The sequence below is a fragment of the Bradyrhizobium sp. SZCCT0231 genome, assembly GCF_018130245.1.
Lineage (GTDB): Bacteria > Pseudomonadota > Alphaproteobacteria > Rhizobiales > Xanthobacteraceae > Bradyrhizobium > Bradyrhizobium japonicum_F.
In genome coordinates this window covers 250505-275887 of the sequence record NZ_JAFCKP010000008.1, presented here as the reverse complement: position 1 = coordinate 275887, position 25383 = coordinate 250505, and the positions used below count along the sequence as shown (strand labels likewise).

Below are 25383 nucleotides of genomic sequence, written 5' to 3'. Positions count from 1 at the left end.
GTGCGGAAGCGGTCGACGCACTTTTTGGAGCAGAGCGCGGTGCGCCAGGAATAGTAGCGGATCAGGCCAAACCTACCGCCGCACACCGCACAGCCGTTGACTGAAGAGCAACGTTCGGACTCCGATAGGCGACGCTCAGGAAGTGCCGATGTATCGCACATTGTTGTCTCCCTCTGTTGCTTGCGCTGTTCGTTTCCTTCGACCTCACGCGGGTCGTGAATTTGCCGCGACGGCGGATACGTGTCGGGAGTTGCAGCGGCCTTGGTCGTGCCTGTCGATAAGACGCCTCGGCCGTAAGCTTCAGACCGGTTCTCGTGTGCTCGCTACGATTGGCCGGCCGATACTCCCGATTGGTCGCAAGGCTAGTCCGCTGGGGCCGAGACGCTCAATTGAACGGAAGTAAATTGCCGACATGACTAGGAATGGAGGAGCTATACCTAGGTTTGTCCCGTATTCGCCCGGGGGCCAGGCTGGCTCATGTTCAACGAGACGGCGCACGATGATCCGGCTGCACGGTCACCGTGAAAGCCTTGCCGGCATGGCGTCCTTGATGCGCCGCAATCGACCAGGCGGCGAGCGGTCAATTCAGAGGCGAACGTCATGACGGCCCATCCGAGCTTGGCCGGAATTGCTCCTCTCGCGGCAACGTGCTCTACTCGTGTTCACGCCGGGAGCGCCGGGAGCGTCTGCGATGAAGCCTGGCCGGGCAGCGACATTCGGGAAGTCAGCCGCGCAATTCCTCGTCGGCTGCGTCAGGCAAACTGTCACCGCTAAGCCGCGCACCAAGCTCGATGGCCCCGACCTGCTCGAGGCGGTCAAGCAGTGGCAGCAAGTCTTCGAGCACAACCCGGTCATGTACTTCATGGTCGACCCGGCGGGAACCGTGATCAACGTGAACACGTTTGGCGCCGCGCAGCTGGGCTATACGCCCGCGGAGCTGATCGGCCGATCCGTGCTGGATGTCTTCTTCGAGGAAGATCGCGCTACTGTCCGCGCGTGTGTCGCGCTGTGCCTTGAGACCGTCGACCAGTCTCACACCTGGGAGATCCGGAAGATTCGCAAGGACGGCTCGGTGCTATGGGTGCGCGAGAATGCCAAGACCATGCTGCGGGCCGATGGCGGACCAATCGTGCTGGTCGCCTGCGAGAACATTACCGAGCGCAAGGAAGCGGAGAATGCGCTGCGACAGAGCGAGGCTTATCTCGCCCAGGCGCAGGAATTGAGCCACACCGGCAGTTTCGGCTGGAAGGCCGCAACCCGCGAGATCACGTGGTCCAAGGAGACCTATCGCATCTTCCAATTGGACGAGGGGACCAAGCCGGAGATCCCGTTCATGCTCCAGCGGATCCATCCGGAGGACCGGCTCGCGGTGCAGAACACCACGGGCCGAGCGGCGCGCGAGGGAAAAGATTACGACCACGAATACCGGCTTGTGATGCCCGACGGTTCCATCAAGTACGTCCGAGCGGTCGCCCGGGCGACACGAGATGCCAGCGGTCAGGTGGAGTTCGTGGGATCGGTATCCGACATCACGGCGACCAAGGAGGCAGAGCGCAGGCTGCGTGACAGCGAGCAGCGCTTTCGCGACTATGCCGAAACCGCCTCCGACTGGTTCTGGGAGACGGGGCCAGACCATCGCGTCACCCATGTATCGGAACACTCCGATACCATCACCGTCCCCGCCGGCCTGATCGGACTCACGCGCTGGGACATCGCTCCGGACGCAGATCTCGAACCCGAAAAATGGCGACAACATCGGGCGGCGCTCGATGCCCATGTCCCGTTCCGCGACCTGGTGTATCGCAGCAGAGACCGCAACGGGCAGCCGATCTACGTCCGGACCAGCGGCAAGCCGTTCTTCGACGCCGACGGCGCTTTCCTGGGCTATCGGGGCGTCTGCACTGACGTAACCGCGGCCATCCGCGCCAATCAAGCCGAAGACGCGCTGCGCAAGGCCCAGGCCGAGCTCGCCCATGTGACGCGAGTCACGACACTGGGTGAGCTGACCGCTTCCATTGCCCACGAAATCAATCAGCCGCTCGCCGCAGTGATCGCAAACGCCGACGCCTGCCTCGCCTGGCTGCAGCGCAGCCCGCCCGATCTCCAAGCGGCCCGCCGCTCCGTCGAGTGGATCATCGAGGACGGCAGGCGTGCCAGCGACGTGATCCGTCACGTTCGGGCACTCGCCAAGCGGTCTGACATCGAGATGGTTCTGCTCGACGCCAATGTGGTCGTGCGGGAGGCCGTCGCGCTCGTTCAGCGCGAGATGGCCAGCCACGCCGTTTCGATACGAATGGAGCTGTCGTCGGCACTACCAAAGATCCTCGGCGATCGAATCCAGTTGCAACAGGTCCTGATCAACCTGATCATGAACGGGATCGAGGCCATGGAAGACGTCCACGATCGCCCGCGCGAGCTGGCGATCCGTTCGGGGGCGAGCGGCGATGACGCAATGCTGGTGAGCGTTTCCGACTGCGGGGTCGGCATCAGTGAACAGGCGATCGACCGCCTGTTCACGCCGTTCTTTACCACGAAGTCCTCCGGACTGGGCATGGGACTGTCGATCTGTCGATCCATCATCGAGGCCCATGGCGGACGACTTTCCGCCGCACCCAACCAGGAGCGCGGCGCGACTTTTCAGATCACCTTGCCCCTCCACCGAGAGGAACCATCGTGACCGAGCGCGCGGAATCTTCGCCGCCGCAGAAGGACGGCGATCAGCCCATCGTCCTCATCGTCGACGACGACGCATCCATGCGCCGTGCGCTCACCAATCTGTTCGAGTCGGTCGGTCTCAAGGTCGAAGCATTCGGCTCGGCGCCGCAGCTCCTCCAGGCCAAGCCGCCAGACGTCCCGAGCTGCCTGGTGCTCGACATCCGCCTGCCCGGAACAAGCGGCCTTGAGCTGCAGACCGATCTTGCCAAGGCAAATATCCACACGCCCATCATCTTCATTACCGGTCATGGCGATATTCCCATGACGGTTCGGGCCATGAAGAGCGGCGCGATCGACTTCTTGACCAAGCCGGTTCGCGACCAGGACATTCTGGACGCAGTCCAGGCCGCGATCGAGCGAGACCGCAAGCGCCGCGACCTCAACAGGACGGTCTCGAGCGTCAGATCGCGCTTCGAGTCACTGTCCTCGCGGGAACGAGACGTATTGTCGCTGGTGACGTCCGGCCTGATGAACAAACAGGTGGCCGCCCAGCTCGGATTGGCGGAAATTACCGTCAAAATCTATCGCGGCCAGATCATGCGAAAAATGGGCGCGAAGTCGCTGGCCGATCTGGTGAGAATGAGCGAGGCGCTCGGGATTGGGTCCAACAAATCCGACGCACAAACCTAAGTATGAGTTTCCAATCGTAACTGGCAGGTCCACCTTACGACTTTGTATGTAGCCGTGGCGACGGCAAGCGTAATTCCCGGCGAGGAGCGGACGTCTTGTCAGTGGCTTCGGTCATCTCGGTGCTTGACGACGACCCTTACGTTCGGGCCGCGATCAACAATCTCTTGGAATCGCGTGGATACATCGTCCACACATTCGCCTCGGCCGAGGAGTTTTTGAGCTCGACCGATTCGAATGACACCTCGTGCGTGATCGCCGACGTGCAGATGCCGCTGATGACCGGAATCGATCTGTTGACGCGGATGCGCGCGCAGGGTTCGGCCACGCCGTTCATCTTCATCACGGCTTTCCCGGATGAGAGCGTACGCGTGCGTGCGCTAGATGCCGGCGCAATCTGTTTTCTCGGTAAGCCGTTCGTCGCCTCGGATCTGATGCAATGCCTGAACCGCGCGCTGGCAGCAGATCAGGAAACCATGCTGTGAGCGCCCGGCGGCCAGCAAACGCGGCGGCGACAGCGAGCAGGACAAATCCCGCTTCTCGCGAGGTGGCCGCGTTCCGGCCTGCTCAGGATGAGTCGAAGAACCTGGCGACGCACCACAAGGCATGCGCCGCCCGGTTCAATCCACCTTGATATTCGCCGCCTTGATCATCGGCCACCATTTGGCGATCTCGGCCTTCTGCCGCGCGCCGAGCGCTTCGGGCGTGAGCTGATCCTTGGGTGTCATCTCGAGGCCCTGGCTTTCGAGCTGCTTCCTCACCGCCGGATCGTTCAGCGCCTCCACGGCGGCCGCATTGAGCTTGGTCACGATCTCCTTCGGCGTCCCCTTCGGCACCCACATGCCGGACCACAGCGTCATGTTGAAGCCTTTCAGGCCCGCCTCCTCCGCGGTCGGAATGTCGGGCGCCGAGGCGAGGCGCTTGTCGTCGGTGATGGCGTAGGCGCGGATGGTGCCGGCGCGGACCTGGTTGATGGAGTTGGAGGTCTGGTCGAGGATGAGGTCGATCTGGCCGGCGATGAGATCGTTCAGCGCGGGCGCGGTGCCGCGATACGGCACGTATTGCAGCTTGATGCCGGAGACGCTCTCGAAATAGACGCCGGCGATATGGCTGCCGGAGCCCGCGCCGGCGGTACCTGCGGTCGGCGGCGACGGCCGTGACTTGAGCCACTCGATGAGCTCCTTCAGCGAGGTCGCGGGCACCGCGTTCTTGCTGACCACGATCATCGGGTTGCTCGGCAGCAGCACCACCGGCTCGAGATCGGCGACGAGGTCGTATTTGAGCTTGTAGACGGCACCGTTGGCCACGTGGGTGCCGAGGTGGCCGAACGAGATGGTGTAGCCGTCGGGTGGCGATTGCACCGCGCGGCCGACGCCGATCGAGCCGCCCGCGCCGGTGACGTTCTCGATCACGACGGGCTGGCCGAGCGAGGTGCGCATCCGCTCGGCAAGCACGCGCGCCATCGCATCCGACGGTCCGCCGGCCGCGAACGGCACGATGATGGTGATGGGATGAGTGGGATAGTCATCGGCGCGCGCGGCGCCGGTGAACGCGAGAATAGCAAACAGCGCAGCCCAGACGGCCTTCGTCATTGTCTTCTCCCCAGCGATGTCGAATATTATTTTTGCTCTGCCCGCGTACGGGAAGAGAAATCGTTCGTGGCGTATTGCCGCGTTAGAACTGCGAATAGTCGATCGGCTTGTGACGATCGAGCGTGCGGGTGACCGGCGGCAGCGGATATTTCAGGCCGGTCGCGCAGTTGAACAGCATCACGCGATCGGTCTTGCTGACGCGGCCGTCGGCGAGGCTCTGTTTGTAGGCGGCGTAGGTGGCGGCGCCCTCGGGGCACAGCAAGAGCCCCTCCTCGCGCGCGACCTCGTTCAGCGCCGCCGAGATCTTGTCGTCATCGACGGCAATGGCAAAACCTTTGCTCTCGCGCACCGCGCGCAGGATCAGGAAATCGCCGATTGCCTGCGGCACGCGGATGCCCGACGCAATGGTGTGGGCGTCCTCCCAGCGCGTCGCATGCTCGGTGCCGGCATCATAGGCGCGCACCATCGGCGCGCAGCCCGAGGCCTGCACCGCGACCATGCGCGGGCGCTTGCTTCCGATGAAGCCGATCTTCTCGAGCTCGTCGAACGCCTTCCACATGCCAATCAGGCCGGTGCCGCCGCCGGTCGGATAGAAGATCACGTCAGGCACGTCCCAGCCGAGCTGCTCGGCGAGCTCGAGGCCCATCGTCTTCTTGCCCTCGATGCGGTACGGCTCCTTCAGCGTCGAGGTGTCGAACCAGCCGACTTTCGCTTTCCCCTCGCCGACGATCTTGCCGCAATCGTCGATATAGCCGTTGACGCGGTAGACGGTCGCGCCCTGCAGCTCGATCTCGCTGACATTCACCTCTGGCGTGTCGGCCGGGCAGAAGATCGTGGTCTTGATGCCGCAGCTTGTTGCGTAGGCCGCCAGTGCCGCGCCGGCATTGCCGTTGGTCGGCATCGCCATGTGCTTGATGCCGAGCGCCTTGCCCATCGACACCGCCATGACGAGGCCGCGCGCCTTGAACGAGCCGGTCGGCAGCCGCCCCTCGTCCTTGACGATGATCTCGCCGCCGCCGAGCTTTGTGCCGAGCTTCGGCAGCCGGATCAGCGGCGTCGTCACCTCGCCGAGCGAGACGATGTCCTGGCATTTGCGCACCGGCAGCAGCTCGCGGTAGCGCCACATGTCGCCGGGCCGGTTGCTGAGCGCATCCTTGGTCAGCGCCTTCTTCACGCCCGCGAGGTCGTAGCGGACGAGAAGCGGCTTGCCGGCCTTGGAGAGATTATGGACCTGGTCGGCCGCATAATGATCGCCCTCCATCGCGCATTCGAGATGGGTGACGAAGGTCGGGCGTTCGATGGTGAGATTGTCGTTGTCGTGCATGGGGTGATTTCCTTCTTATTCTGCAAACAGCTCTCTCTGCCCGTCATTGCGAGCGTAGCGAAGCAATCCAGAATCTTTCCGCAGAGGCAGTCTGGATTGCTTTGCTTCGCTTCGCTCGCAATGACGGCGGCGGTTAGATATTCAGCACCCGTCCATACGCATCCAGCACCGCCTCCTTCATCATCTCCGACAGCGTCGGATGCGGGAAGACGGTGTGCATCAGCTCTTCTTCCGTGGTCTCCAGGTTCATGGCGACGACATAGCCCTGGATCAGCTCGGTGACCTCCGCGCCGACCATGTGCGCGCCGAGCAGCTGACCGGTCTTCTTGTCGAAGATCACCTTGACCAGACCCTGGTCTTCGCCGAGCGCGATCGCCTTGCCGTTGCCGACGAAGGGGAAGCGGCCGACGCGGATCTCGCGGCCGTTCTCCTTCGCCTTGGCTTCGGTGAGGCCCACGGAGGCGACCTGCGGATGGCAATAGGTGCAGCCCGGGATCATGTTCTTGTCCATGGGGTGCGGATTGAGGCCCTTGATCGCCTCGACGCAGATCACGCCTTCATGCTCGGCCTTGTGCGCGAGCATCGGGGGTCCGGCGACGTCGCCGATGGCATAGATGCCGGGGACGTTGGTCTTTCCGTAGCCGTCGATGACGATGCAGCCGCGGTCGGTCTTCACGCCCAGCTTTTCGAGGCCGAGATTCTCGATGTTGCCGACGACGCCGACCGCCGAGATCACCCGCTCGAACTCGGTGGTCACGGGCTTGCCCTTGTCGTCGTCGATGGTGGCGACGACGCTGTCGGCCTTCTTCTCGAGTTTTGTGACTTTGGTCGAGGACATGATTTTCATGCCCATCTTCTCAAAGCGTTTCCGCGCGAGCCCTGCGATCTCCGCGTCCTCCACGGGCAGGATCTGCGGCAGCACCTCGACCACGGTGACGTCAGAGCCCATGGTGTGGAAGAAGGACGCGAACTCGATGCCGATGGCGCCGGAACCGACGACCAGCAGCGACTTCGGAATCCGGTCCGGCACCATCGCCTCGAAATAGGTCCAGACCAGCTTCTTGTCGGGCTCGAGCCCGGGCAGCACGCGCGGCCGCGCGCCGGTCGCGACGATGATGTGCTTGGCCTGATAGGTCCCCTCGCCCAGCGCGCCCTTCGGGCCCTCGACGTCGGACTTCTTCACCGTGATCTTGCCAGGCGCATCGATCGAGGCCGCGCCCCAGATCACGCTGACCTTGTTCTTCTTCATCAGGAAGCCGACGCCATCGTTCAGCCGCTTCGAGACGCCGCGCGAGCGCTGCACCACGGCCTTCGGATCGAACGAGACCTTCTCCGCCGAGAGGCCGTAGTCCTTGGCATGCTGCATGTAGTGATAGATCTCGGCGGAACGCAGCAGCGCCTTGGTCGGGATGCAGCCCCAGTTCAGGCAGATGCCGCCGAGATAGGACTTCTCGACGATCGCGGTCTTGAAGCCGAGCTGGGCGGCGCGGATCGCAGTGACATAGCCGCCGGGGCCGGAGCCGATGATGATGACGTCGAAGGATGTATCGGCCATTGCGGCTCCCCGAAGTTCGTAGGGTGGGCAAAGCGAAGCGTGCCCACCGCCTTCCAACCCAAAGAAACAAGGTGGGCACGGCGCGTTTCGCCCTTGCCCACCTTACGAATTCAACCCTCGCGGCTCACACCATCATCATCACAGGGTTTTCGATCAGCTGCTTGAACGCACCGATCAGCTCGGCGCCGAGCGCGCCGTCGATGGCGCGGTGATCGCAGGACAAGGTCACGCTCATCATGTTCGCGATCTCGATCTTGCCGCCACGGACGACCGGCCGCTCCTCGCTGGTGCCGACCGCAAGGATCGTCGCATGCGGCGGGTTGATCACGGCGGTGAAGTGGCTGATGCCGTACATGCCGAGGTTGGAGACGGCGGTGGTGCCGCCCTGGTATTCCTCGGGCTTCAATTTGCGGGAACGTGCGCGCGCGGCAAAATCCTTCATCTCGTTGGAGATGGTCGAGAGCGTCTTGGTCTCCGCTTTCCGGATGATCGGCGTGATCAGGCCGCCGGGCATCGCGACGGCAACACCGACGTCGGAATGGTGGTGCTTGACCATGCCGCTTTCGGTCCAACTGACGTTGCAGTTCGGGATCTTCTGCAGCGCGACCGCCATCGCCTTGATGACGAAGTCGTTGACCGAGATCTTGTAGAGCGGCCTCTTCTCCTTGTCCTTGGGAGCAGCCGCATTGATCTCCTCGCGCGCGACGAGCAGCTTGCCGATGTCGCAGTCGATGGTGAGGTAGAAATGCGGGACGTTCTGGATCGACGCGGTCAAGCGCTGCGCAATCGTGCGGCGCATGCCGTCATGCGGAACGATGTCGTAGGAGCCTGGCTCGAACAGCGACAGGATCTGCTTGTCCGACATGGTCGGCGCGATCGCGGGCGCACTTGACGGCGCCGCGGCAGGCGCCTTGAGGCCCTTGCCGGATTTTGCCTGCTCGACGTCGCGCGCGACCACCCGGCCGTGCGGGCCGGTGCCTGATATCATCGACACATCGATGCCGGCATCCTTGGCCAGACGCCGCGCCAGCGGCGATGAGAACACGCGGCCGCCATGGCCGTTGCTTTGCGCAGCCGGCGCTGCCGCCTGCGGCGCAGGTGCGGCGAACGGTGGTGCAGCTTTGGGAGCGGCGGGCGCGGGCGCAGGCGCGGCAGCCGGAGCTTCAGCAGCTTTCGGCGGTGCGGCCGAAGCGCTGGGCTTGGCGCTCCCTGCAGCCTTCACATCCTCGCCCTCGCCGGCGAGCACGGCGATCACGTCGTTGACCGGGACGTCCTGCGTGCCCTCGGGCACCAGGATCTTGGCGATCGTGCCCTCGTCGATGGCCTCGACCTCCATGGTCGCCTTGTCGGTCTCGATCTCGGCGATGACGTCGCCGGACTTGACCTTGTCGCCTTCCTTCTTCAGCCACTTGGCGAGGTTGCCCTTCTCCATCGTCGGCGAGAGAGCGGGCATCAGGATGTTGATGGGCATGCTGACCTCAAGAAGAACTTTGCAAAACGTCGTCTTTCGACAGCCGAAGACGAACAGACCAGGTTTAGTTGCCGATGTCGCCCTGCCACAGGCGCTCATTGGCTGGGATGGAACGCCAATTCTTCATCATGGTGATGGAGCGGTCGTCGGCAAGATCGATCCAGGGAATCCCGAACTTGTCGAGGATGTCCTTGGAGCCCTCGAAGGTGACGGATTCGCCGATCACCACCAGCTTGACCTTGAACAGCGCGAGCGCGCCGGCGCACATCGAGCACGGCGACAGCGTGGTGTACATGACGGTGTCGTGGAATTTGATCGCGCCGGCCTCGCGCAGGCAGCTCATCTCGCCGTGCAGGATCACGTTGTTCTCCTGCACGCGGTTGTTGTGGCCGCGGGCGATGATCTTGTTGTCGCGCGTCAGCACCGCACCGATCGGCAGGCCGCCCTGCGCGATCGAGGCTTCCGCCTCGCGGATCGCCTCGAGCATGAAATCGAAATGATAGGGTTCGATCGCCATGATCAGTGCCCCTTGCCGCGCGGCGTCGTGGTGCCGGTGTCGGTGGGGCGCTCGATCTCAGCCTGGAACATGTCGAGGATCCGGTTCAGCGCGTCCTCCTCGGTGTATTCGCTCTCGCGCGCATAGGCGCGCGCGGCGTGGCGGGCCAGATCGACGAGCAGGAGGCCCCACATGTCGGGCTCCTCGAAGGCACGCTGGAACGCCATCGACAGCCCACCGTCCAGCACGAACACGCGCAGGATCTCGACCGCGTCTTCGCGGGTCATGACGTCGGGCGGCAGTGGCTGCTCCTTGGGGCCCGCCATGGTCTACCTGTAGCAGACGGCTTTGGCGGCCTCGACGACTTCTGCCGCCGAGGGCAGCGCGAGCTTCTCCAGGTTCGAAGCATAGGGCATCGGCACGTCCTTGCCGGAGACGCGCGCAACCGGCGCATCCAGATAGTCGAAGGCGTTCTCCATGATGCGCGCGGCGATCTCGGCGCCGACGCCGCTCTGAGCCCAGCCCTCTTCCACCGTGACGGCGCGGCCGGTCTTCTTGACCGAGTTGACGATGGTCTCGGTGTCCATCGGGCGCAGCGTGCGCAGGTCGATCACCTCGGCCTCGATGCCGTCCTTGGCGAGCTCGTCGGCGGCCTTCAGCGCATAGGTCATGCCGTTCGACCAGGAGATGATGGTGACGTGGCTGCCAGCGCGCACGATGCGCGCCTTGCCGATCGGGATGATGAAATCGTCGAGCTTGGGCACTTCGCCGGTGTGGCCGTAGAGCACCTCGTTCTCGAGGAAGATCACCGGATTGGGATCGCGGATCGCAGCCTTGAGAAGGCCCTTGGCATCAGCTGCCGAATACGGCGCAACCACCTTGAGGCCCGGAATGTGCGAGTACCAGGCCGAGTAATCCTGGCTGTGCTGGGCGGCGACGCGCGCAGCGGCGCCGTTGGGCCCGCGGAACACGATCGAGCAGCCCATCTGGCCGCCGGACATGTAGAGCGTCTTGGCGGCGGAGTTGATGATCTGGTCGATCGCCTGCATGGCGAAGTTGAAGGTCATGAACTCGACGATCGGCCTCAGCCCGGTCATGGCGGCACCGACGCCGACGCCGGCGAAACCGTGCTCGGTGATCGGGGTGTCGATGACGCGCTTGGCGCCGAATTCCTGAAGCAACCCTTGCGTGACCTTGTAGGCGCCCTGGTATTCGGCGACCTCCTCACCCATCACGAAGACGTCCGCGTCACGGCGCATCTCTTCGGCCATGGCATCGCGCAAGGCTTCGCGGATGGTCTGCGTCACCATCTCGGTGCCGGCAGGCACTTCCGGATCCGGCTCGGCAACGGCCTGCGGGGCGGGCGCGGCTTTCGGCGCAGGCGCTTCGGCCTTTGCCGCGGCAGGCGGCGCGGACTCCACAGCCTTCGCAGCCGGTGCAGGCGCTTTCGCAAGATCAGCCGCACTCTCACCATCGGCGAGAATCGTCGCGATCGGCGTGTTCACCGCGACGTCGGCGGTGCCCTCGGGGATCAGGATCTTGCCGAGCGTCCCCTCATCGGTCGCCTCGACCTCCATTGTCGCCTTGTCGGTCTCGATCTCGGCGATGACGTCGCCGGACTTGATCGTCTCGCCCTCTTTCTTCAGCCATTTGGCGAGGTTGCCCTTCTCCATCGTGGGCGACAACGCGGGCATCAGCACTTGAATTGGCATATCTTCTCCAAAAGAAAGCTTGCGCGCGTTCAGCGGTAAACGTCGGTCCAGAGCTCGGCGACATCAGGCTCGGGATCATGCTGGGCGAAATCGGCGGACGCGTTGACGATGTCGCGCACCTCGGCGTCGATCGCCTTCAGATCCTGCTCGCTGACCTTGGCCGCGAGCAGGCGGTTACGTACCTGCTCGATCGGATCCTGGTCGTGGCGGACCTTCTCGACCTCCTCGCGCGTGCGATATTTTGCAGGGTCGGACATCGAGTGACCGCGGTAGCGATAGGTCTGCATCTCCAGAATGTAGGGACCTTTGCCGGCACGGCACCAGGCCGCCGCCTCCTCGCCCGCGGCCTTGACGGCGCGGACGTCCATGCCGTCGACCTGCTTGCCCGGAATGTTGAAGGAGACACCGCGCTTGGAGAAATCCTGCTGCGCCGAGGCACGTGAGACCGAGGTGCCCATGGCGTAGCGGTTGTTCTCGATGACGTAGATCACCGGCAGCTTCCAGAGCTCCGCCATGTTGAAGCTCTCATAGACCTGGCCCTGGTTGGCGGCGCCGTCGCCGAAATAGGTGACGCTGACATTGCCGTTGCCGCGATAGTGATTGGCGAAGGCGAGACCCGTGCCGAGCGAGACCTGGGCGCCGACGATGCCGTGGCCGCCGTAGAAGTGCTTCTCCTTGCTGAACATGTGCATGGAGCCGCCCTTGCCCTTGGAATAGCCGCCGCGGCGGCCCGTGAGCTCGGCCATGACGCCGTTGGCATCCATGCCGGTGGCAAGCATGTGGCCGTGATCGCGATAGCCGGTGATGACCTGATCGCCCTCCTTCAGCGCCATCTGCATGCCGACCACCACGGCCTCCTGGCCGATATAAAGGTGGCAGAAGCCGCCGATCGCGCCCATGCCGTAGAGCTGGCCGGCCTTTTCCTCGAACCGCCGGATCAGGAGCATGTCGCGGAGCGCCTTGAGCTCCTGCTCCCTGGTGAATTCCGGGGGCGAACCGCCGTCGGTCTTGGCCTGTGGGGTGCTTGCGGCGGCTTTCTTGGGTGCGGCCATAGGAATTCCGGGTCAGAGAAAACTTTCGCCCTCTCTAACCCAAGTCAATCGCGCGCGAAAGCACCGCGGCGGCATGGCACGATTTTCATTATGCCGCACTGCAACGTGATCGAAATATTGGAAAATCTTTGGCGCCGATCGGGCAACAAATCCATGCGCGCCATGGCGCGCGCAGATTCGTGACCGGATCAAGAACGGTGCGCTGCGCCAATCCCGGCATTCGGAGCGGACGGCGCCGAAGCGGCGCCGCCCTCTCCGGCCACCCGATCAGAAGAAGCCGAGCTTCTTCGGGCTGTAGCTGACCAGGAGGTTCTTGGTCTGCTGATAGTGATCGAGCATCATCTTGTGGGTCTCGCGCCCGACGCCCGACTGCTTGTAGCCGCCGAAGGCCGCATGCGCGGGATAGGCATGGTAGCAGTTGGTCCAGACCCGGCCGGCCTGGATCTCCCGGCCGAAGCGGTAGCAGCGATTGGCATCGCGGCTCCAGACACCGGCACCCAAGCCATAGAGCGTGTCGTTGGCGATCGCGAGCGCCTCCTCGTCGGTCTTGAAGGTCGTGACCGAGACGACGGGACCGAAGATCTCCTCCTGGAAGATGCGCATCTTGTTGTGGCCCTCGAACACGGTCGGCTGGACGTAGAAGCCGCCGGCGAGATCGCCGCCGAGCTCGGCGCGTCCGCCACCGGCGAGCACCTTGGCGCCCTCCTGCTTGCCGATGTCGATATAGGAGAGGATCTTGGACAGCTGCTCGCTGGATGCCTGGGCGCCGATCATGGTGGTGGGATCGCGCGGATCGCCCTGCTTGATCGCCGCGACGCGCTTCAGCGCCCGCTCCATGAAGCGGTCATAGATATCGGCGTGGACCAGCGCCCGGCTCGGGCAGGTGCAGACCTCGCCCTGGTTCAGCGCGAACATGACGAAGCCTTCGATCGCCTTGTCGAAGAAGTCGTCGTCCTCGGCGGTGACATCCTTGAAGAAGATGTTCGGCGACTTGCCGCCGAGCTCCAGCGTGACCGGGATGAGGTTCTGGCTGGCATATTGCATGATCAGCCGGCCCGTCGTGGTCTCGCCGGTGAACGCGATCTTGGCAATGCGCGGGCTGGACGCCAGCGGCTTGCCGGCCTCGAGGCCAAAGCCGTTGACGATGTTGAGCACGCCAGGCGGCAGCAGGTCGGCGATGATCTCGGCCCAGACCATGATCGAGGCCGGGGTCTGCTCGGCGGGCTTGAGCACGACGCAATTGCCGGCGGCCAGCGCAGGCGCGAGCTTCCAGCAGGCCATCAGCAGCGGGAAGTTCCAGGGAATGATCTGGCCGACCACGCCGAGCGGCTCATGGAAATGATAGGCGATGGTATCGTGATCGATCTCGCCGATCGAGCCTTCCTGGGCGCGCACGACGCCGGCGAAATAGCGGAAGTGGTCGATCGCGAGCGGCAGGTCGGCGGCGCGGGTCTCGCGGATCGGTTTACCGTTGTCCCAGGTCTCGGCGATGGCGAGGCGCTCGAGATTGTCCTCCATGCGGTCGGCGATCTTGTTCAGGATCGCGGCGCGCTCGGCGACGCTGGTGCGGCCCCAGGCGGCCTTGGCGGCATGCGCGGCGTCGAGCGCAGCCTCGACGTCCTGCGCGTCGGACCGTGCGATCTTGCAGACGACCTGGCCGGTCAGCGGCGAGGCATTGTCGAAATACTTGCCGGAGATCGGCGCCACGAACTTGCCGCCGATGAGATTGTCGTAGCGTTCGGCAAAGGGGACTTTGGTGACGCTGAGGAATTCCACCTTGTTCATTGATCACTCCCGATGTTTTGCTGTTTGCGCAATTCGTCGCCTGGTCGCGACTTGCGCCGACGATGTCGCGGGAGGTGTTTTCTGTCAGCCCGGCGGGAAGCGATGGTGGGGCGGACCTGTCGCAGTTCTGCGACAGTCGTGGCGCGGCGCCGCTCTCGTGTCCCGGACGCGCTGCAACGCTCTTGCGTTGCTGCGCGAGCCGGGACCCAGGTAGGCAACACGGGAGACTGCGACATGGGCCCCGGCTCAGCAGCGCACCACGTCGCAAGTGCGACGCGCTGCGTCCGGGGCACGAGATCGGAGTTTCGGGTAAACAGCGCGGCTCAGTGGTTCAGCTCGAACCGCTTCAGCTTTCTGTGCAGCGTGGCGCGGCTGACGCCGAGGGCCTTGGCGGCCGCGGAGACATTGCCGCCGGCGCGCAGCAGCGCGCGCTGCAACACCGCGCGCTGGCCGCCGGCAAGGTGATCATGCGCGGTATCGCCGCCGAGAAGGTCGGCGGCAGGCACCGGCTGCAAGGCCCGGCCGGGCGCGATTCCGAGCGCCGCCCGGGCGGAGCGGGTGGCGCCGATCACGAGGTCGTCCGCATCGACCGCAACGAGGCCGCCGCAGCTTCCGTCCGCAGCTTGCGTCAGCACGATACGGGCATAGGCAAAAGCCTTTCGAAACAAGTCGGCCTCGATCCGCTTGGCCGCCTCGCCTGCCGCGAGCGCGATCAGGCTGGCGAAGGCGTCGGTGCGGTCGGCGCGGCAGGAGGAGACGTCGAGCACGCCTGCGAGCGCCGCCTCATGGTCGTAGATCGGAACGGCGGTGCAGCTCAGAAGCGTGTTGCGGGCAAAGAAATGCTGGTCGCGATCGATCGTCAGCGGACGCTGCTCGACGAGGCAGGTGCCGATGCCATTGGTGCCCTCATGCTCCTCGCTCCAGAGTGCACCGGTCCACAGGCCCCAGGACTGAAACGTCGCGTCGTCCGCCACCGTGCCGCGGCGATCGACCGGCACGCCATCGCGGTCGGCGAGCAGCACGCAGCAGCCCGCGGCGCCGACGGCCTGATAGAGCCGGTCCATCGCGCCTTGCGCGGCGGCCAGAAGCGGCGCAATGCGCTCGCGCGCCTGGTGCAGCTCGGCTTCGGTCAGCCGGATCGGCGCGGCGTGGCCGCCGGGATCGAGATGATGCAATCGGGAGGAACGGCGCCACGAGGCCACGAGCGCGGACCGAGCCGCCTGGCCTGACGCGATGGCGGCCTCGACACGGGCCGCGTGATGCCGGGGCATTGTCCCATTCATCACAGTTTCCTCCGGATAGCAGTGTAGGACGTGCCAGTGCTGCCCGGTTGATCTGCGTCAACTTCAGCGAGCGCCACCAAAAGGCATGAGCCCGCCGCGGCACCGCCGTCAAGGCAACCGCCCGGTTCCAGGGTTACGACCTTCGCAGGAGGCAAAGGGTACGGTGGCCGGATTTCAGCAGCGACTTTCGCTGCGGCTTTCGAAAGCTGCGGATGCGCTAGTTCGCCGGGATCATCCGAACGAGATCGCGCGGATTGACATAGTCGAGCTGGAAGCGCGCCCGCTCGTCCAGCATGTCGGGGTCGATCTTCGCGGACCGCAGCAGCGACACCCGCTGCTCGCTCCTGGCGCGCTCGCGCTTGAGCTGAGCCAGCTCGCTGGTCAGCGCGATGATCTCCTGGTCGAGCTCCTGGCGGGCGTTGAGGCCGTATTTGCCGGTATAGGCGTTGACGCCGAAATAGCCGACGATCGCCGCCGCCATCGCGTAGAGGGCAAGGCCGGTCAGGATCGATTTCAGGCGGGCGCGGGAGACCATCTTCGGAAGATGGGACAGGTTGGTTAAGGGAGTGCTAATTGCACCCTGCCCCCCCCCCAGACATGGAAGCGTGATAGACGGCGCTCTGTCTCCCCAGCCGTCATGCCCGGCCTTGTGCCGGGCATCCACGTCCTTCGTCGCCGCAAGCAAGAACGTGGATGGCCGGGACATAGGCGAGCGGAAGCGACGCCGTCCTTCGGACGGCTATGCCCGGCCATGACGGAGAGTGCCTCAGCCCTGATGTTTCGCCACATGCGCGGCGAAGGCGTCGATGTACTGCTGCAGCACCGTCTTGAGGGAGTCCTTGGTCAGGTTGCCGTCCGCATCGAAGGCGTCGCCGACGCCGTTGAGATAGATTTCCGGCTGCTGGAGAACCGGACCGGAAATGCCCGGCAGGACGTTCTGCAGATGCTTGGCCGCACTGACGCCGCCAAGCGGCCCCGGCGAGTTGGAGATGATTCCGACCGGCTTGCCGAGGAACGAGCTCTTGCCATAGGGCCGCGAGGCGACGTCGATGGCGTTCTTGAGGACGCCCGGGATCGAGCGGTTGTATTCGGGCGTGACGAACAGGACGCCGTTCGACTTCTGGAGCTTCTCGCGGAAGGCGAGCCAGTCCGCGGGCGGCGCGCCCTCGAGGTCCTGGTTGAAGAACGAGATGCCCGCCGGCGTGATCACCTCGAGCTCGAGCGAGCCAGGCGCGAGCTTGGCGAGCGCATTAGCGATCTTGAGCGAGAAGCCGTCCTTGCGCAGGCTGCCGGCGATCGTGACGATGTTGTAGGCCATGATTGTCCTTGAGGGCTTGAGCGGAAATGCCGCGAAGGCACTTAAGCTATCCAAGCCAATCGATGCAAGTGCATGAACTGGCTCGATTTGGAAACGCTGAGTTTCTGGAAATGGGTCGGCTTGCGCTCCATCCGGGCCACGATCAAAAGCAATCAGGCCGCCAGTCGGCGGCCTGATATCCCTCCGTAACGGACCGAAGCGATCACTTGTACGGGTTGATCAGGAATTTTTCGCCGGTGGCGCGTTTGGCGTACACCGCGATGTTGGCGGGATCGAGCACCTCGGCAAGCGACACCACCTTGGTGTAGTGGCTGGCGAAGGTGGTCTTCAGCTCGGAGGCGACGCGCTGGCGCAGGCGGCCGATCTCGGCCGGACCGATCCTCTGAAGGAATGGCGTGAGCAGCCAGCCGCCAACGCCCCAGCTCAGGCCGAACGACCGGCTCAGCTCCGTCGGCCGCGTGTCGAGGCTGCCATAGATGTAGACCTGCTTGTACACGTTGGAGCCGTAGCGGCTGTATTCCTTCGCGGTCTTGTTGGCTGCAATTTCCATCGCGGTCAGGATCTGGCTCGCCAGCTTGCCGCCGCCGATGGCGTCGAAGGCGATGGTGGCGCCGGTCTCGACCAGTGCGCTGGTGAGATCGTCCATGAAGCTCGGCGCGCTGGAATCCACGACGTGCTTGGCGCCGATCTTGTGCAGGATGTCGGCCTGCTCCTTGCTCCTGACGATGTTGACGAGGCCGATGCCGTCCTTGATGCAGATCTTGTTGAGCATCTGGCCGAGATTGGAGGCGGCGGCCGTGTGCACGAGCGCCTTGTGGTTCTCCCGCCGCATCGTCTCGGTCATGCCGAGTGCTGTCAGCGGATTGACGAACCAGGAGGCGCCGTCGGCGGCCGTGGTGCCCGCCGGCAGCTCCATGACGTCGCGGACCTTGAGCACGCGGTACTGCGTGTACATTGCGCCGCCGATCATCGACACCGTCTTGCCCATCAGCGCTTTCGCCGCATCCGACGAGCCGGTCCGGATCACCGTGCCGGCGCCCTCATTGCCGACCGGCAACGACTGATCGAATCTCGCCGCCATCATCCGCATCGCCGCCTCCGGCATCGTGGCGGTGATGACCGGCATCTCCTTGGTGCCGGAAGCCTTGGCGGCCGACATGTCGGCTGGCCCGATCAGGAGGCCGAGGTCGGAGGGGTTGATCGGGGTGGCCTCGACGCGAACCACAACCTCATCATCGGCCGGCTCCGGCGTCGGGACGTTCACGAGAGACAATTCCAGCTCGCCGCTCTTCTTCAGCAGCGAACGCAATTCCAGTCCCGACGTGCCGTCGCTCATCTCGATCCTCCCCTGTCCATCTTTTTGCCGGCCGAGGCGCCGGCTTACGCCAGCGCCTTCAGTGCCGCCTTGCCACCATAGAGCGCCTGCTTGCCGAGTTGCTGCTCGATGCGCAAGAGCTGGTTGTATTTGGCGGTGCGGTCGGACCGCGCAAGGGAGCCGGTCTTGATCTGACCGCAATTGGTGGCGACCGCGAGGTCGGCGATGGTGGAATCCTCGGTCTCGCCGGAGCGGTGCGACATCACCGAGGTGTAGCCGGCCTTGTGCGCCATCTCGACGGCGGCGAGCGTCTCGGTCAGCGTGCCGATCTGGTTGACCTTGATCAGGATCGAGTTGGCGCGGCCGGTCTTGATGCCTTCGGCGAGGCGCTTGACGTTGGTGACGAACAGGTCGTCGCCGACCAGCTGGCACTTCTTACCGATCAGGTCGGTGAGCTCCTTCCAGCCATCCATGTCGTCTTCCGACATGCCGTCCTCGATGGTGACGATCGGATAGCGCGAGACCAGGTCCGCAAGATACTTCGCCTGCTCGGAGATCGAGCGGGTCTTGCCCTCACCTTCATAGACGTATTTGCCGTCCTTGAAGAACTCGGTCGAGGCGCAGTCGAGGCCGAGCATGATGTCGGTGCCCGCCTTGAAACCGGCCTTGCCGATCGCGTTCATGACGAAGTCGAGCGCGGCGTCCGCAGAGGGCAGGTTCGGGGCGAAACCGCCCTCGTCGCCGACATTGGTGTTGTGGCCGGCCTTCTTCAATTCGGACTTCAGCGTGTGGAATACCTCCGCGCCGTAGCGCAGCCCTTCGGCGAAAGAGGATGCGCCGACGGGAAGGATCATGAATTCCTGGAAGTCGATGGGGTTGTCGGCGTGCACGCCGCCATTGATGATGTTCATCATCGGCACCGGCAACAGGCGCGCGGAGGTGCCGCCGACGTAACGATAGAGCGGCATGTCGAGCGAGTTCGCGGCCGCCTTGGCGCAGGCAAGCGAGACGCCGAGAATGGCGTTGGCGCCGAGCCGGCTCTTGTTCGGCGTGCCGTCGAGGTCGATCATGATCTGGTCGATCTGGGCCTGCTGCTCGACGTCGAGGCCGCTCAGGGCCTCGAAGATCTCGCCATTGACGGCGCCGACCGCCTTGGTCACGCCCTTGCCGAGATAGCGGGCCTTGTCGCCGTCGCGCAGTTCCACGGCCTCATGGGCGCCGGTGGAGGCGCCGGACGGCACCGCGGCGCGGCCGAGAGCGCCGTCCTCCAGCACGACATCGACCTCGACGGTTGGATTGCCCCGGCTATCGAGAATTTCGCGGCCGATGATGTCGATGATGGCGGTCATGATGTCCACTTCCGTTCGTTAGGGCTGATCGGTGCCGCGGGTCTTACACGGGCCGCAAGCAAATGTGAACGCTTGGACGAGCCGCTTCGACTGACGCGTGAAGCGCCTCAGATTATGGTCGACCGCATCTGGTCCGCGTACCCAACCTCAATCTGAAACAGTCGGGGTAACGCCATGAATCGCCGCCAGTTTCTCGCTTCGAGCGCCGCACTGTTCGCCGCCCGCCCAGGTTTTGCGCAGGAGGGCACGTTCCGGACAAAATACTATCCCATCAGCCCGGGCATCGGCCTGCACGATCTCACGCCCGCCCCTGACGGCATGATCTGGTTCACCGCGCAGGGTAAGGGCCTGCTCGGCAGGCTCGATCCAGGAGATGGCCGTTTCAAGACGGTCAGCCTCGGCCAGGGCGCGGCCCCACACGGCGTGACCATCGGGCCCGATGGTGCCCCCTGGATCACCGAGGGCGGCCAGAACGCTATCGCGCGCGTGGACCCTTCCGATCTCAAGGTGACACTGTTCCGCCTCCCGGAAAAGTTCGCCTCCGCCAATCTCAACACCGGCGTGTTCGACAAGGAAGGCACCTACTGGTTCACCGGCCAGTCCGGCTATTACGGCCGGCTCGTGCCGAAATCCGGCGAAATGACGGTCTTCAAGGCGCCCAAGGGCGTCGGCCCCTATGGCATCACCGTGACGCCGAAGGGCGACATCTGGTACGCCTCGCTTGCCGGCAGCTACATCGCCAAGGTCGATCTTGCGACCGGCAATGCCCGCGTCGTGCAGCCGCCGACACCGAATGCGGGCTCACGGCGCGTCTGGTCGGATTCAAAGAGCCGGATCTGGGTCAGCGAGTGGAACAGCGGGCACGTGTCGGTGCATGATCCCGCCGACGGCTCGTGGAAGACCTGGAAGCTGCCAGGCGAACGTCCCCGCGCCTACGCGGTCTATGTCGACGACAAGGACAAGGTCTGGCTGACGGATTTTTCCGCCAACGCCATCGTGCGCTTCGATCCCGCCACTGAAAAGTTCAACGTCTTCGCCAGCGACAAGGCGAATGCGAGCGTCCGCCAGCTCGACGGGCGGCCGGGCGAGCTCTGGGGCTGCGAGTCCGGCAACGATCGGATCGTCATGATCCAGACAATCGCCGCCGGTTGACGGCAGCGGCATTTGCGTCCATCCCGGCATCCGAAACAGGATGTGACGACGATGGCGAAAAAATCCCTGCAGCTCGGCCGCGCGGTCGAGTGGCCGCACACGCCGGACGAAGCCCAGCTCGACCGCGTGCCCAATCCGCAAAAGGGCACCGACTACCTGGTGCGCTTCACCGTGCCGGAATTCACCTCGCTCTGCCCGGTCACGGGCCAGCCGGATTTCGCGCATCTGATGATCGACTACGCGCCGGGTGCGTGGCTGCTGGAGTCGAAATCGCTCAAGCTCTACATCGCGAGCTTCCGCAATCACGGCGCCTTTCACGAGGACTGCACCGTGATGATCGGCAAGCGCATCGCCAGCGAGATCAAGCCGAAATGGCTCCGCATCGGCGGCTATTGGTATCCGCGCGGCGGCATCCCGATCGACGTGTTCTGGCAGACCGGCCGCGTGCCGAAAGGCCTGTGGGTGCCAGAACAGGGCGTCGCGCCCTATCGCGGGCGCGGCTAATAGGCACTCAGCAAGTCCACCTTGGCATTCGCCAGCACCAGCCGCCGCGCCAGGATGGCGGCGAGGTTGCGCATGATTTTCAACGACGTTTCCGGGTGCAGCCGGCGGTAGTCGGCAAAACTGTCGAGCGGCAATTCGAGGCAGGTGACGGGCGTGTCGGCGAAGACGTCGGCGCTGCGGCTTTGCTCCAGGATCGCCATCTCGCCGAATTCCATGCCGGGGCCGAGGGAAGCGAGCCGGACGCCGCTCGGCAGCTTCACGCTGACCATGCCGCTCTGGAGAAAGAACAGTGAATTGGCAGGCGCGCCGGCCGCGACGATGCGCTGGCCGGCCGCGTAGTGCCGCGTGGTCGACAGCTTGACGATCGCGGCGATCTCCTCGACATCGAGCTCGGCGAGCAGCGCCTGCTCGTGAAGATGCGCACTCTCCTTCACGTCGGTGAAGCCGCCGAAGCGGTAAATCACCTGGTCTTCGGCCCATTCGATGGCATCGTCGAGCAGCGCGAAGCGGCGCAGCCGGCGCGGCTCGGCGGTGCGTGCGGCGATCGCGGTCCACACCGCGGAGCTCGTCTCGAAGCCGGACAGGATGGTGGTGACGCCGGCATTGCCGAGCGCGGTCAGCGTCTCGCCGAGCAGCTCGGCGCCGGCGGCGGTGATGTCGGGCACACGGCGGAAGTCGACGATCAGCAGAGGTGCGTTCGGCGGCTCGCTGGTGAGCCTTCGCGTGACGTAGTCGATCGTGGCGAAATTCATCGCGCCGACCAGCTCGAGCACACGGATGTCGCTGTGGCGCTCGTCGAGGATCTGCTGCTCGTGCGGCTGGCGGCTGCGGCGCGAGGAGATGCCGTAGACGTCGTAGTCCGCCATGATGCTGGTGCGCACGTCCGCGTTGCGGTTGAGCATGTGCAGATCGAACCGCGCCGACAGCGCCTCGCAGACCTTCAGGCCGCGCACGCTGTTGAAATGATTGTCGAGCAGCGGCGAGAAGGTGCCGAGACCGAGCTGCGAGGGCAGCGCCGCGACGATGCCGCCGCCGACGCCGCTCTTGGCGGGGATGCCGACGCGATAGGTCCACTCACCGGCATAGTCGTACATGCCCGAGCTCGTCATCACCGACAGCGTGCGCGCGACGATGTGCGGCGTGATCACCTGCACGCCCGTCACCGGATTGATGCCGCGATTGGCGAGCGTTGCCGCCATCACCGCGAGGTCGCGCGCGGTGACCAGGATCGCGCATTGGCGGAAATAGACGTCGAGCACGGCATCGACGTCGTCGGGCAGCACTGCGTAATTCCGCAGCAGCCAGGCAATCGCCCGGTTGCGGTTGCCGGTCGCGGTCTCCGAGGCATGCACGGCCTCATCGACGCCGAGCTCGCGGCCGGCGAACTCGCTGAGCTTGGCGCGGACGCGCTCGAAGGCCCCCTTCCCTTCGGCTTCATAGATCAGGCCCGAGCAGGCGATGGCGCCGGCATTGACCATGGGGTTGAAGGGACGGTTGTCGTTGGTGAGCCGGATCGAGTTGAAGGCCTCGCCGCTCGGCTCGACGCCGATGGTGGCCGCGACGCGCTCTTCGCCGACCATCTCCAGCGCCAGCGCGAAGACGAAGGCTTTGGACACCGACTGGATCGTGAACGGCACGTCGCTGTCGCCGACCTCGTAGACATGGCCGTCGATGGTGACGAGCGCGATGCCGAAATGATCAGGGTTGGCGCGTTTCAGCTCGGGGATGTAGTCGGCAAGTTCGCCGGAATTGTCGGTCCGGAATTCGGCGTGGCAATCGGCCAGGAAGCGCCGCAGCGGCGGCTTGGTGAGATATCCGGTCGAATGGGCCGTACCGGCTGCGCTGGCCGAATGACTGGTCTGGACGTCCACGGTCTCACACCTCGATTTGCCCAGAATCGAAGCAATTCGTGTGCCATGTATACCGGGCCGATGGTGTCGTGGTGGGGAGCAACGCCCGCTGAAGTCACCGAATGCACGTCAGCGCGCATCCGCCGGCGCGCGCGGCTTGAGCAGCCGGGCGCAGACGAGCCCCAGCGCTACCATGATCGCGGCGCTCACAAGCAGCGTCGGCATCTTGCCGCCGTGCTGGAGGCCAAAGCCGTAGGCGAGCGGCCCCACCGTCTGCCCCATGAAGAAGAAGAACGAATGCAGCGACATCGCGGTGGCACGCGCCTCGACCGAGAGCTCGCTGGCAAACACTTGCAGGCAGCCATGGGCCATGTAGAAACCCCAGCCCATCACGATGAGATTGAGCGCCTGGATCTCCCAGCGCGGGCCGAAGGCGACAGCGACCAGCTGCGAGGCGACCAGCGTCATCCCTGCGATCATCATGCCCTTGACGCCGAGCCGCGGCAGCATGCGCGACACCGTCAGCGTGTAGAACAGTCCACCCACCGCAAAGCCGGCGATGACGAGGCCGGCGATCGACAGCGAAGTCTGGCCGAGCTCGAACAGGAACGAGGCGATGTAGGGAAACAGGCCGAGCACGCAGCAGCCTTCGATGAACACGGCCGAGTAGCAGACATAGGCGTTCGGATTGGTGAAGATGGTGCGATAGCCGGCCTTCAGCGCCGACAGGCTCGTCTTCGGCGGATGCTTGACCTTGGCGCCGTGGAAGCCGGCCGCAACGGCGATCGAGGCGACGATCACGAGCGCACCGAGCACCGCGAGCACGCCGCGCCAGCCGAGGAAATCGCCGATCAGGCCGGAGGCCGAGGCGCCGAGCAGATTTCCGGTCATGGCGCCTGCCAGCGTGCGGCTGATCGCAACCTGGCGTTTCTCGGGCCCGACGAGATCGCTGGTGAGGCTGAGCGCCACCGGAAATACGCCGCCGGAGCCGATGCCCGCGAGGATGCGGGTGACGAACAGCACCGAGAACGAGGTCGAGAACGCACCCAGAATGTTGGCGAGGCCGAGCAGCGCGAGGCAACCGATCATCAGCCGCGTCTTGCCGAACAGGTCGGCAGCGGCGCCGATAATCGGTTGGATGATCGAGAAGGTGAAGGCGAACACCGCGGCAAAGCCGGCGGCGGTGGCGATGCTGACGCCGAAATCCTCGGCGACGTGCGGCAGCACCGGATCGAGCGCGCGCGCCGACAAGGCAGCGGCAAAGCTTGCGCCTGATATGACGTAGAGCGCTGCCGGCAAGCCGTGATCGTGCGGCCGCGCCTCGCTCTTCTGCATCAGCGCGGGCCGGTTTTTACAGATTCTTTGGCGAGCGCGTCGAAGGCCATCAGCCTGGCGATCAGCCCCTCGAAGTCGCGCAGCGGCACCATGTTGGGACCGTCCGAGGGCGCGCGATCGGGATCGGGATGGGTCTCGATGAAGACGCCGGCAACGCCGACCGCGACAGCCGCGCGCGCCAGCACCGGCACGAATTCGCGCTCGCCGCCCGAGGACGTGCCCTTCCCGCCCGGCTGCTGCACCGAATGGGTGGCATCGAAGATTACGGGCGCGCCGGTGGTGCGCGCCAGGATCGGCAGTGCGCGCATGTCGGAGACCAGCGTGTTGTAGCCGAAGGACGCACCGCGCTCGGTGACGAGCACGTTGGGATTGCCAGCGCTCGTGATCTTGGTCACGACGTTGGCCATGTCCCAGGGCGCCAGGAACTGGCCTTTCTTGACATTGACGACCTTGCCGGTCGCGGCCGCGGCCAGCAGCAGGTCGGTCTGCCGGCATAGGAAGGCGGGTATCTGCAAGACGTCCACGGCCTGCGCCACCTCGGCGCATTGCGTGGCCTCGTGCACGTCCGTCAGCACCGGCAGGCCGAGCGAGGATCGGATCTCGGCGAAGATCGGCAGCGACTGCGCCAGGCCCAGCCCGCGCGCCGCGGATGCGCTGGTACGGTTCGCCTTGTCGAACGAGGTCTTGTAGACGAGGCCGATGTTCAGCCGCGCCGCGATCTCCTTCAGCGCGGACGCGACCTCCAGCGCATGCTGGCGGCTTTCGAGCTGGCAGGGTCCCGCAATGATCGCAATCGGCAGATCATTGCCGAACTTGACCCTGCCAATGGTGACGACCGACGCCGCTGAATTTGAAGAGCTCAAGGCAAATCCCTCGTTTCGGCGCGACCATAGCCGCGATGAGGGTCGGATCAACCCTCTTCCGCCCGGGCCGTTCGAATATCAGGGT

General features: G+C 64.7%; 22 protein-coding genes. 5 read left to right on the top strand and 17 right to left on the bottom strand.

Annotated elements, in window-relative coordinates; all coding sequences use genetic code 11:
- Positions 1–691: 691 nt before the first annotated feature.
- From JQ566_RS20840 to JQ566_RS20830, 3 genes are all read left to right on the top strand, one after another.
- A complete protein-coding gene (locus tag JQ566_RS20840) occupies positions 692–2677 on the top strand; it encodes a PAS domain S-box protein (protein WP_212375024.1) in 1986 nt (661 codons plus the stop codon).
- A complete protein-coding gene (locus JQ566_RS20835; protein ID WP_212375022.1) occupies positions 2674–3345 on the top strand; it encodes a response regulator transcription factor in 672 nt (223 codons plus the stop codon). The genes JQ566_RS20840 and JQ566_RS20835 overlap by 4 nt, the downstream gene beginning before the upstream one ends.
- A gap of 95 nt (positions 3346–3440) precedes the next feature.
- Complete coding sequence (locus JQ566_RS20830) at positions 3441–3827, top strand: response regulator transcription factor (RefSeq protein WP_212375020.1); 387 nt, start codon at positions 3441–3443, stop codon at positions 3825–3827.
- A gap of 135 nt (positions 3828–3962) precedes the next feature.
- On the opposite strand, the gene JQ566_RS20825 is transcribed toward JQ566_RS20830, so the two are convergent.
- The 14 genes from JQ566_RS20825 to eno form a co-directional block, all read right to left on the bottom strand.
- Complete coding sequence (locus JQ566_RS20825; RefSeq protein WP_212375018.1) at positions 3963–4934, bottom strand: tripartite tricarboxylate transporter substrate binding protein BugD; 972 nt, start codon at positions 4932–4934, stop codon at positions 3963–3965.
- Positions 4935–5016: 82 nt separating this feature from the next.
- On the bottom strand, positions 5017–6258 hold the full coding sequence (locus JQ566_RS20820) for a threonine synthase (protein ID WP_212375016.1): 1242 nt from the start codon (positions 6256–6258) through the stop codon (positions 5017–5019).
- A gap of 133 nt (positions 6259–6391) precedes the next feature.
- On the bottom strand, positions 6392–7813 hold the full coding sequence (gene lpdA, locus JQ566_RS20815; RefSeq protein WP_212375014.1) for a dihydrolipoyl dehydrogenase: 1422 nt from the start codon (positions 7811–7813) through the stop codon (positions 6392–6394).
- Between the two features lie 124 nt (positions 7814–7937).
- Positions 7938–9284, bottom strand: coding sequence for a pyruvate dehydrogenase complex dihydrolipoamide acetyltransferase (locus JQ566_RS20810; protein WP_212375012.1), 1347 nt, complete (start codon positions 9282–9284; stop codon positions 7938–7940).
- Between the two features lie 64 nt (positions 9285–9348).
- On the bottom strand, positions 9349–9801 hold the full coding sequence (locus tag JQ566_RS20805; RefSeq protein ID WP_212375010.1) for a nucleoside deaminase: 453 nt from the start codon (positions 9799–9801) through the stop codon (positions 9349–9351).
- A 2-nt stretch (positions 9802–9803) separates the two neighbouring features.
- On the bottom strand, positions 9804–10106 hold the full coding sequence (locus JQ566_RS20800; protein ID WP_027559362.1) for a DUF5076 domain-containing protein: 303 nt from the start codon (positions 10104–10106) through the stop codon (positions 9804–9806).
- A 3-nt stretch (positions 10107–10109) separates the two neighbouring features.
- Entirely contained in the window at positions 10110–11492 is a 1383-nt protein-coding gene (locus JQ566_RS20795) for a pyruvate dehydrogenase complex E1 component subunit beta (RefSeq protein ID WP_212375008.1), read from the bottom strand.
- Positions 11493–11521: 29 nt separating this feature from the next.
- Entirely contained in the window at positions 11522–12544 is a 1023-nt protein-coding gene (pdhA, locus tag JQ566_RS20790; RefSeq protein WP_212375006.1) for a pyruvate dehydrogenase (acetyl-transferring) E1 component subunit alpha, read from the bottom strand.
- Between the two features lie 267 nt (positions 12545–12811).
- On the bottom strand, positions 12812–14329 hold the full coding sequence (gene adh / locus JQ566_RS20785) for an aldehyde dehydrogenase (protein ID WP_212375004.1): 1518 nt from the start codon (positions 14327–14329) through the stop codon (positions 12812–12814).
- A gap of 323 nt (positions 14330–14652) precedes the next feature.
- Complete coding sequence (locus JQ566_RS20780; protein WP_212375002.1) at positions 14653–15612, bottom strand: helix-turn-helix domain-containing protein; 960 nt, start codon at positions 15610–15612, stop codon at positions 14653–14655.
- A gap of 217 nt (positions 15613–15829) precedes the next feature.
- Positions 15830–16147 carry an FtsB family cell division protein gene (locus JQ566_RS20775; protein ID WP_212375000.1) on the bottom strand — a complete coding sequence of 106 codons (318 nt, stop codon included), beginning with the start codon at positions 16145–16147 and terminating at the stop codon, positions 15830–15832.
- A 231-nt stretch (positions 16148–16378) separates the two neighbouring features.
- Complete coding sequence (locus JQ566_RS20770; RefSeq protein ID WP_212374998.1) at positions 16379–16930, bottom strand: NADPH-dependent FMN reductase; 552 nt, start codon at positions 16928–16930, stop codon at positions 16379–16381.
- Positions 16931–17132: 202 nt separating this feature from the next.
- A complete protein-coding gene (locus JQ566_RS20765; RefSeq protein WP_212374997.1) occupies positions 17133–18266 on the bottom strand; it encodes a zinc-binding dehydrogenase in 1134 nt (377 codons plus the stop codon).
- Between the two features lie 44 nt (positions 18267–18310).
- Positions 18311–19594 carry a phosphopyruvate hydratase gene (eno, locus tag JQ566_RS20760; RefSeq protein ID WP_128925914.1) on the bottom strand — a complete coding sequence of 428 codons (1284 nt, stop codon included), beginning with the start codon at positions 19592–19594 and terminating at the stop codon, positions 18311–18313.
- A gap of 174 nt (positions 19595–19768) precedes the next feature.
- Here eno and JQ566_RS20755 point away from each other — a divergent pair, with 174 nt between their 5' ends.
- Both JQ566_RS20755 and queF read left to right on the top strand, forming a co-directional pair.
- A complete protein-coding gene (locus JQ566_RS20755; protein ID WP_212374995.1) occupies positions 19769–20746 on the top strand; it encodes a Vgb family protein in 978 nt (325 codons plus the stop codon).
- 51 nt (positions 20747–20797) lie between these two features.
- A complete protein-coding gene (gene queF / locus JQ566_RS20750; protein WP_212374993.1) occupies positions 20798–21250 on the top strand; it encodes a preQ(1) synthase in 453 nt (150 codons plus the stop codon).
- On the opposite strand, the gene glsA is transcribed toward queF, so the two are convergent.
- The 3 genes from glsA to kdsA form a co-directional block, all read right to left on the bottom strand.
- Positions 21247–23121: a glutaminase A gene (gene glsA, locus JQ566_RS20745; RefSeq protein ID WP_212374991.1), complete on the bottom strand. Its 1875-nt coding sequence runs from the start codon at positions 23119–23121 to the stop codon at positions 21247–21249. The two genes, queF and glsA, sit on opposite strands and share 4 nt — an antisense overlap.
- Before the next feature lie 108 nt (positions 23122–23229).
- Positions 23230–24435 carry an MFS transporter gene (locus JQ566_RS20740; protein ID WP_212374989.1) on the bottom strand — a complete coding sequence of 402 codons (1206 nt, stop codon included), beginning with the start codon at positions 24433–24435 and terminating at the stop codon, positions 23230–23232.
- Positions 24435–25298 (bottom strand): 3-deoxy-8-phosphooctulonate synthase, encoded by an 864-nt coding sequence (gene kdsA / locus JQ566_RS20735; protein WP_212374987.1) that lies wholly within the window; start codon positions 25296–25298, stop codon positions 24435–24437. Before kdsA ends, JQ566_RS20740 begins: the two co-directional genes overlap by 1 nt.
- Positions 25299–25383 lie beyond the last annotated feature (85 nt).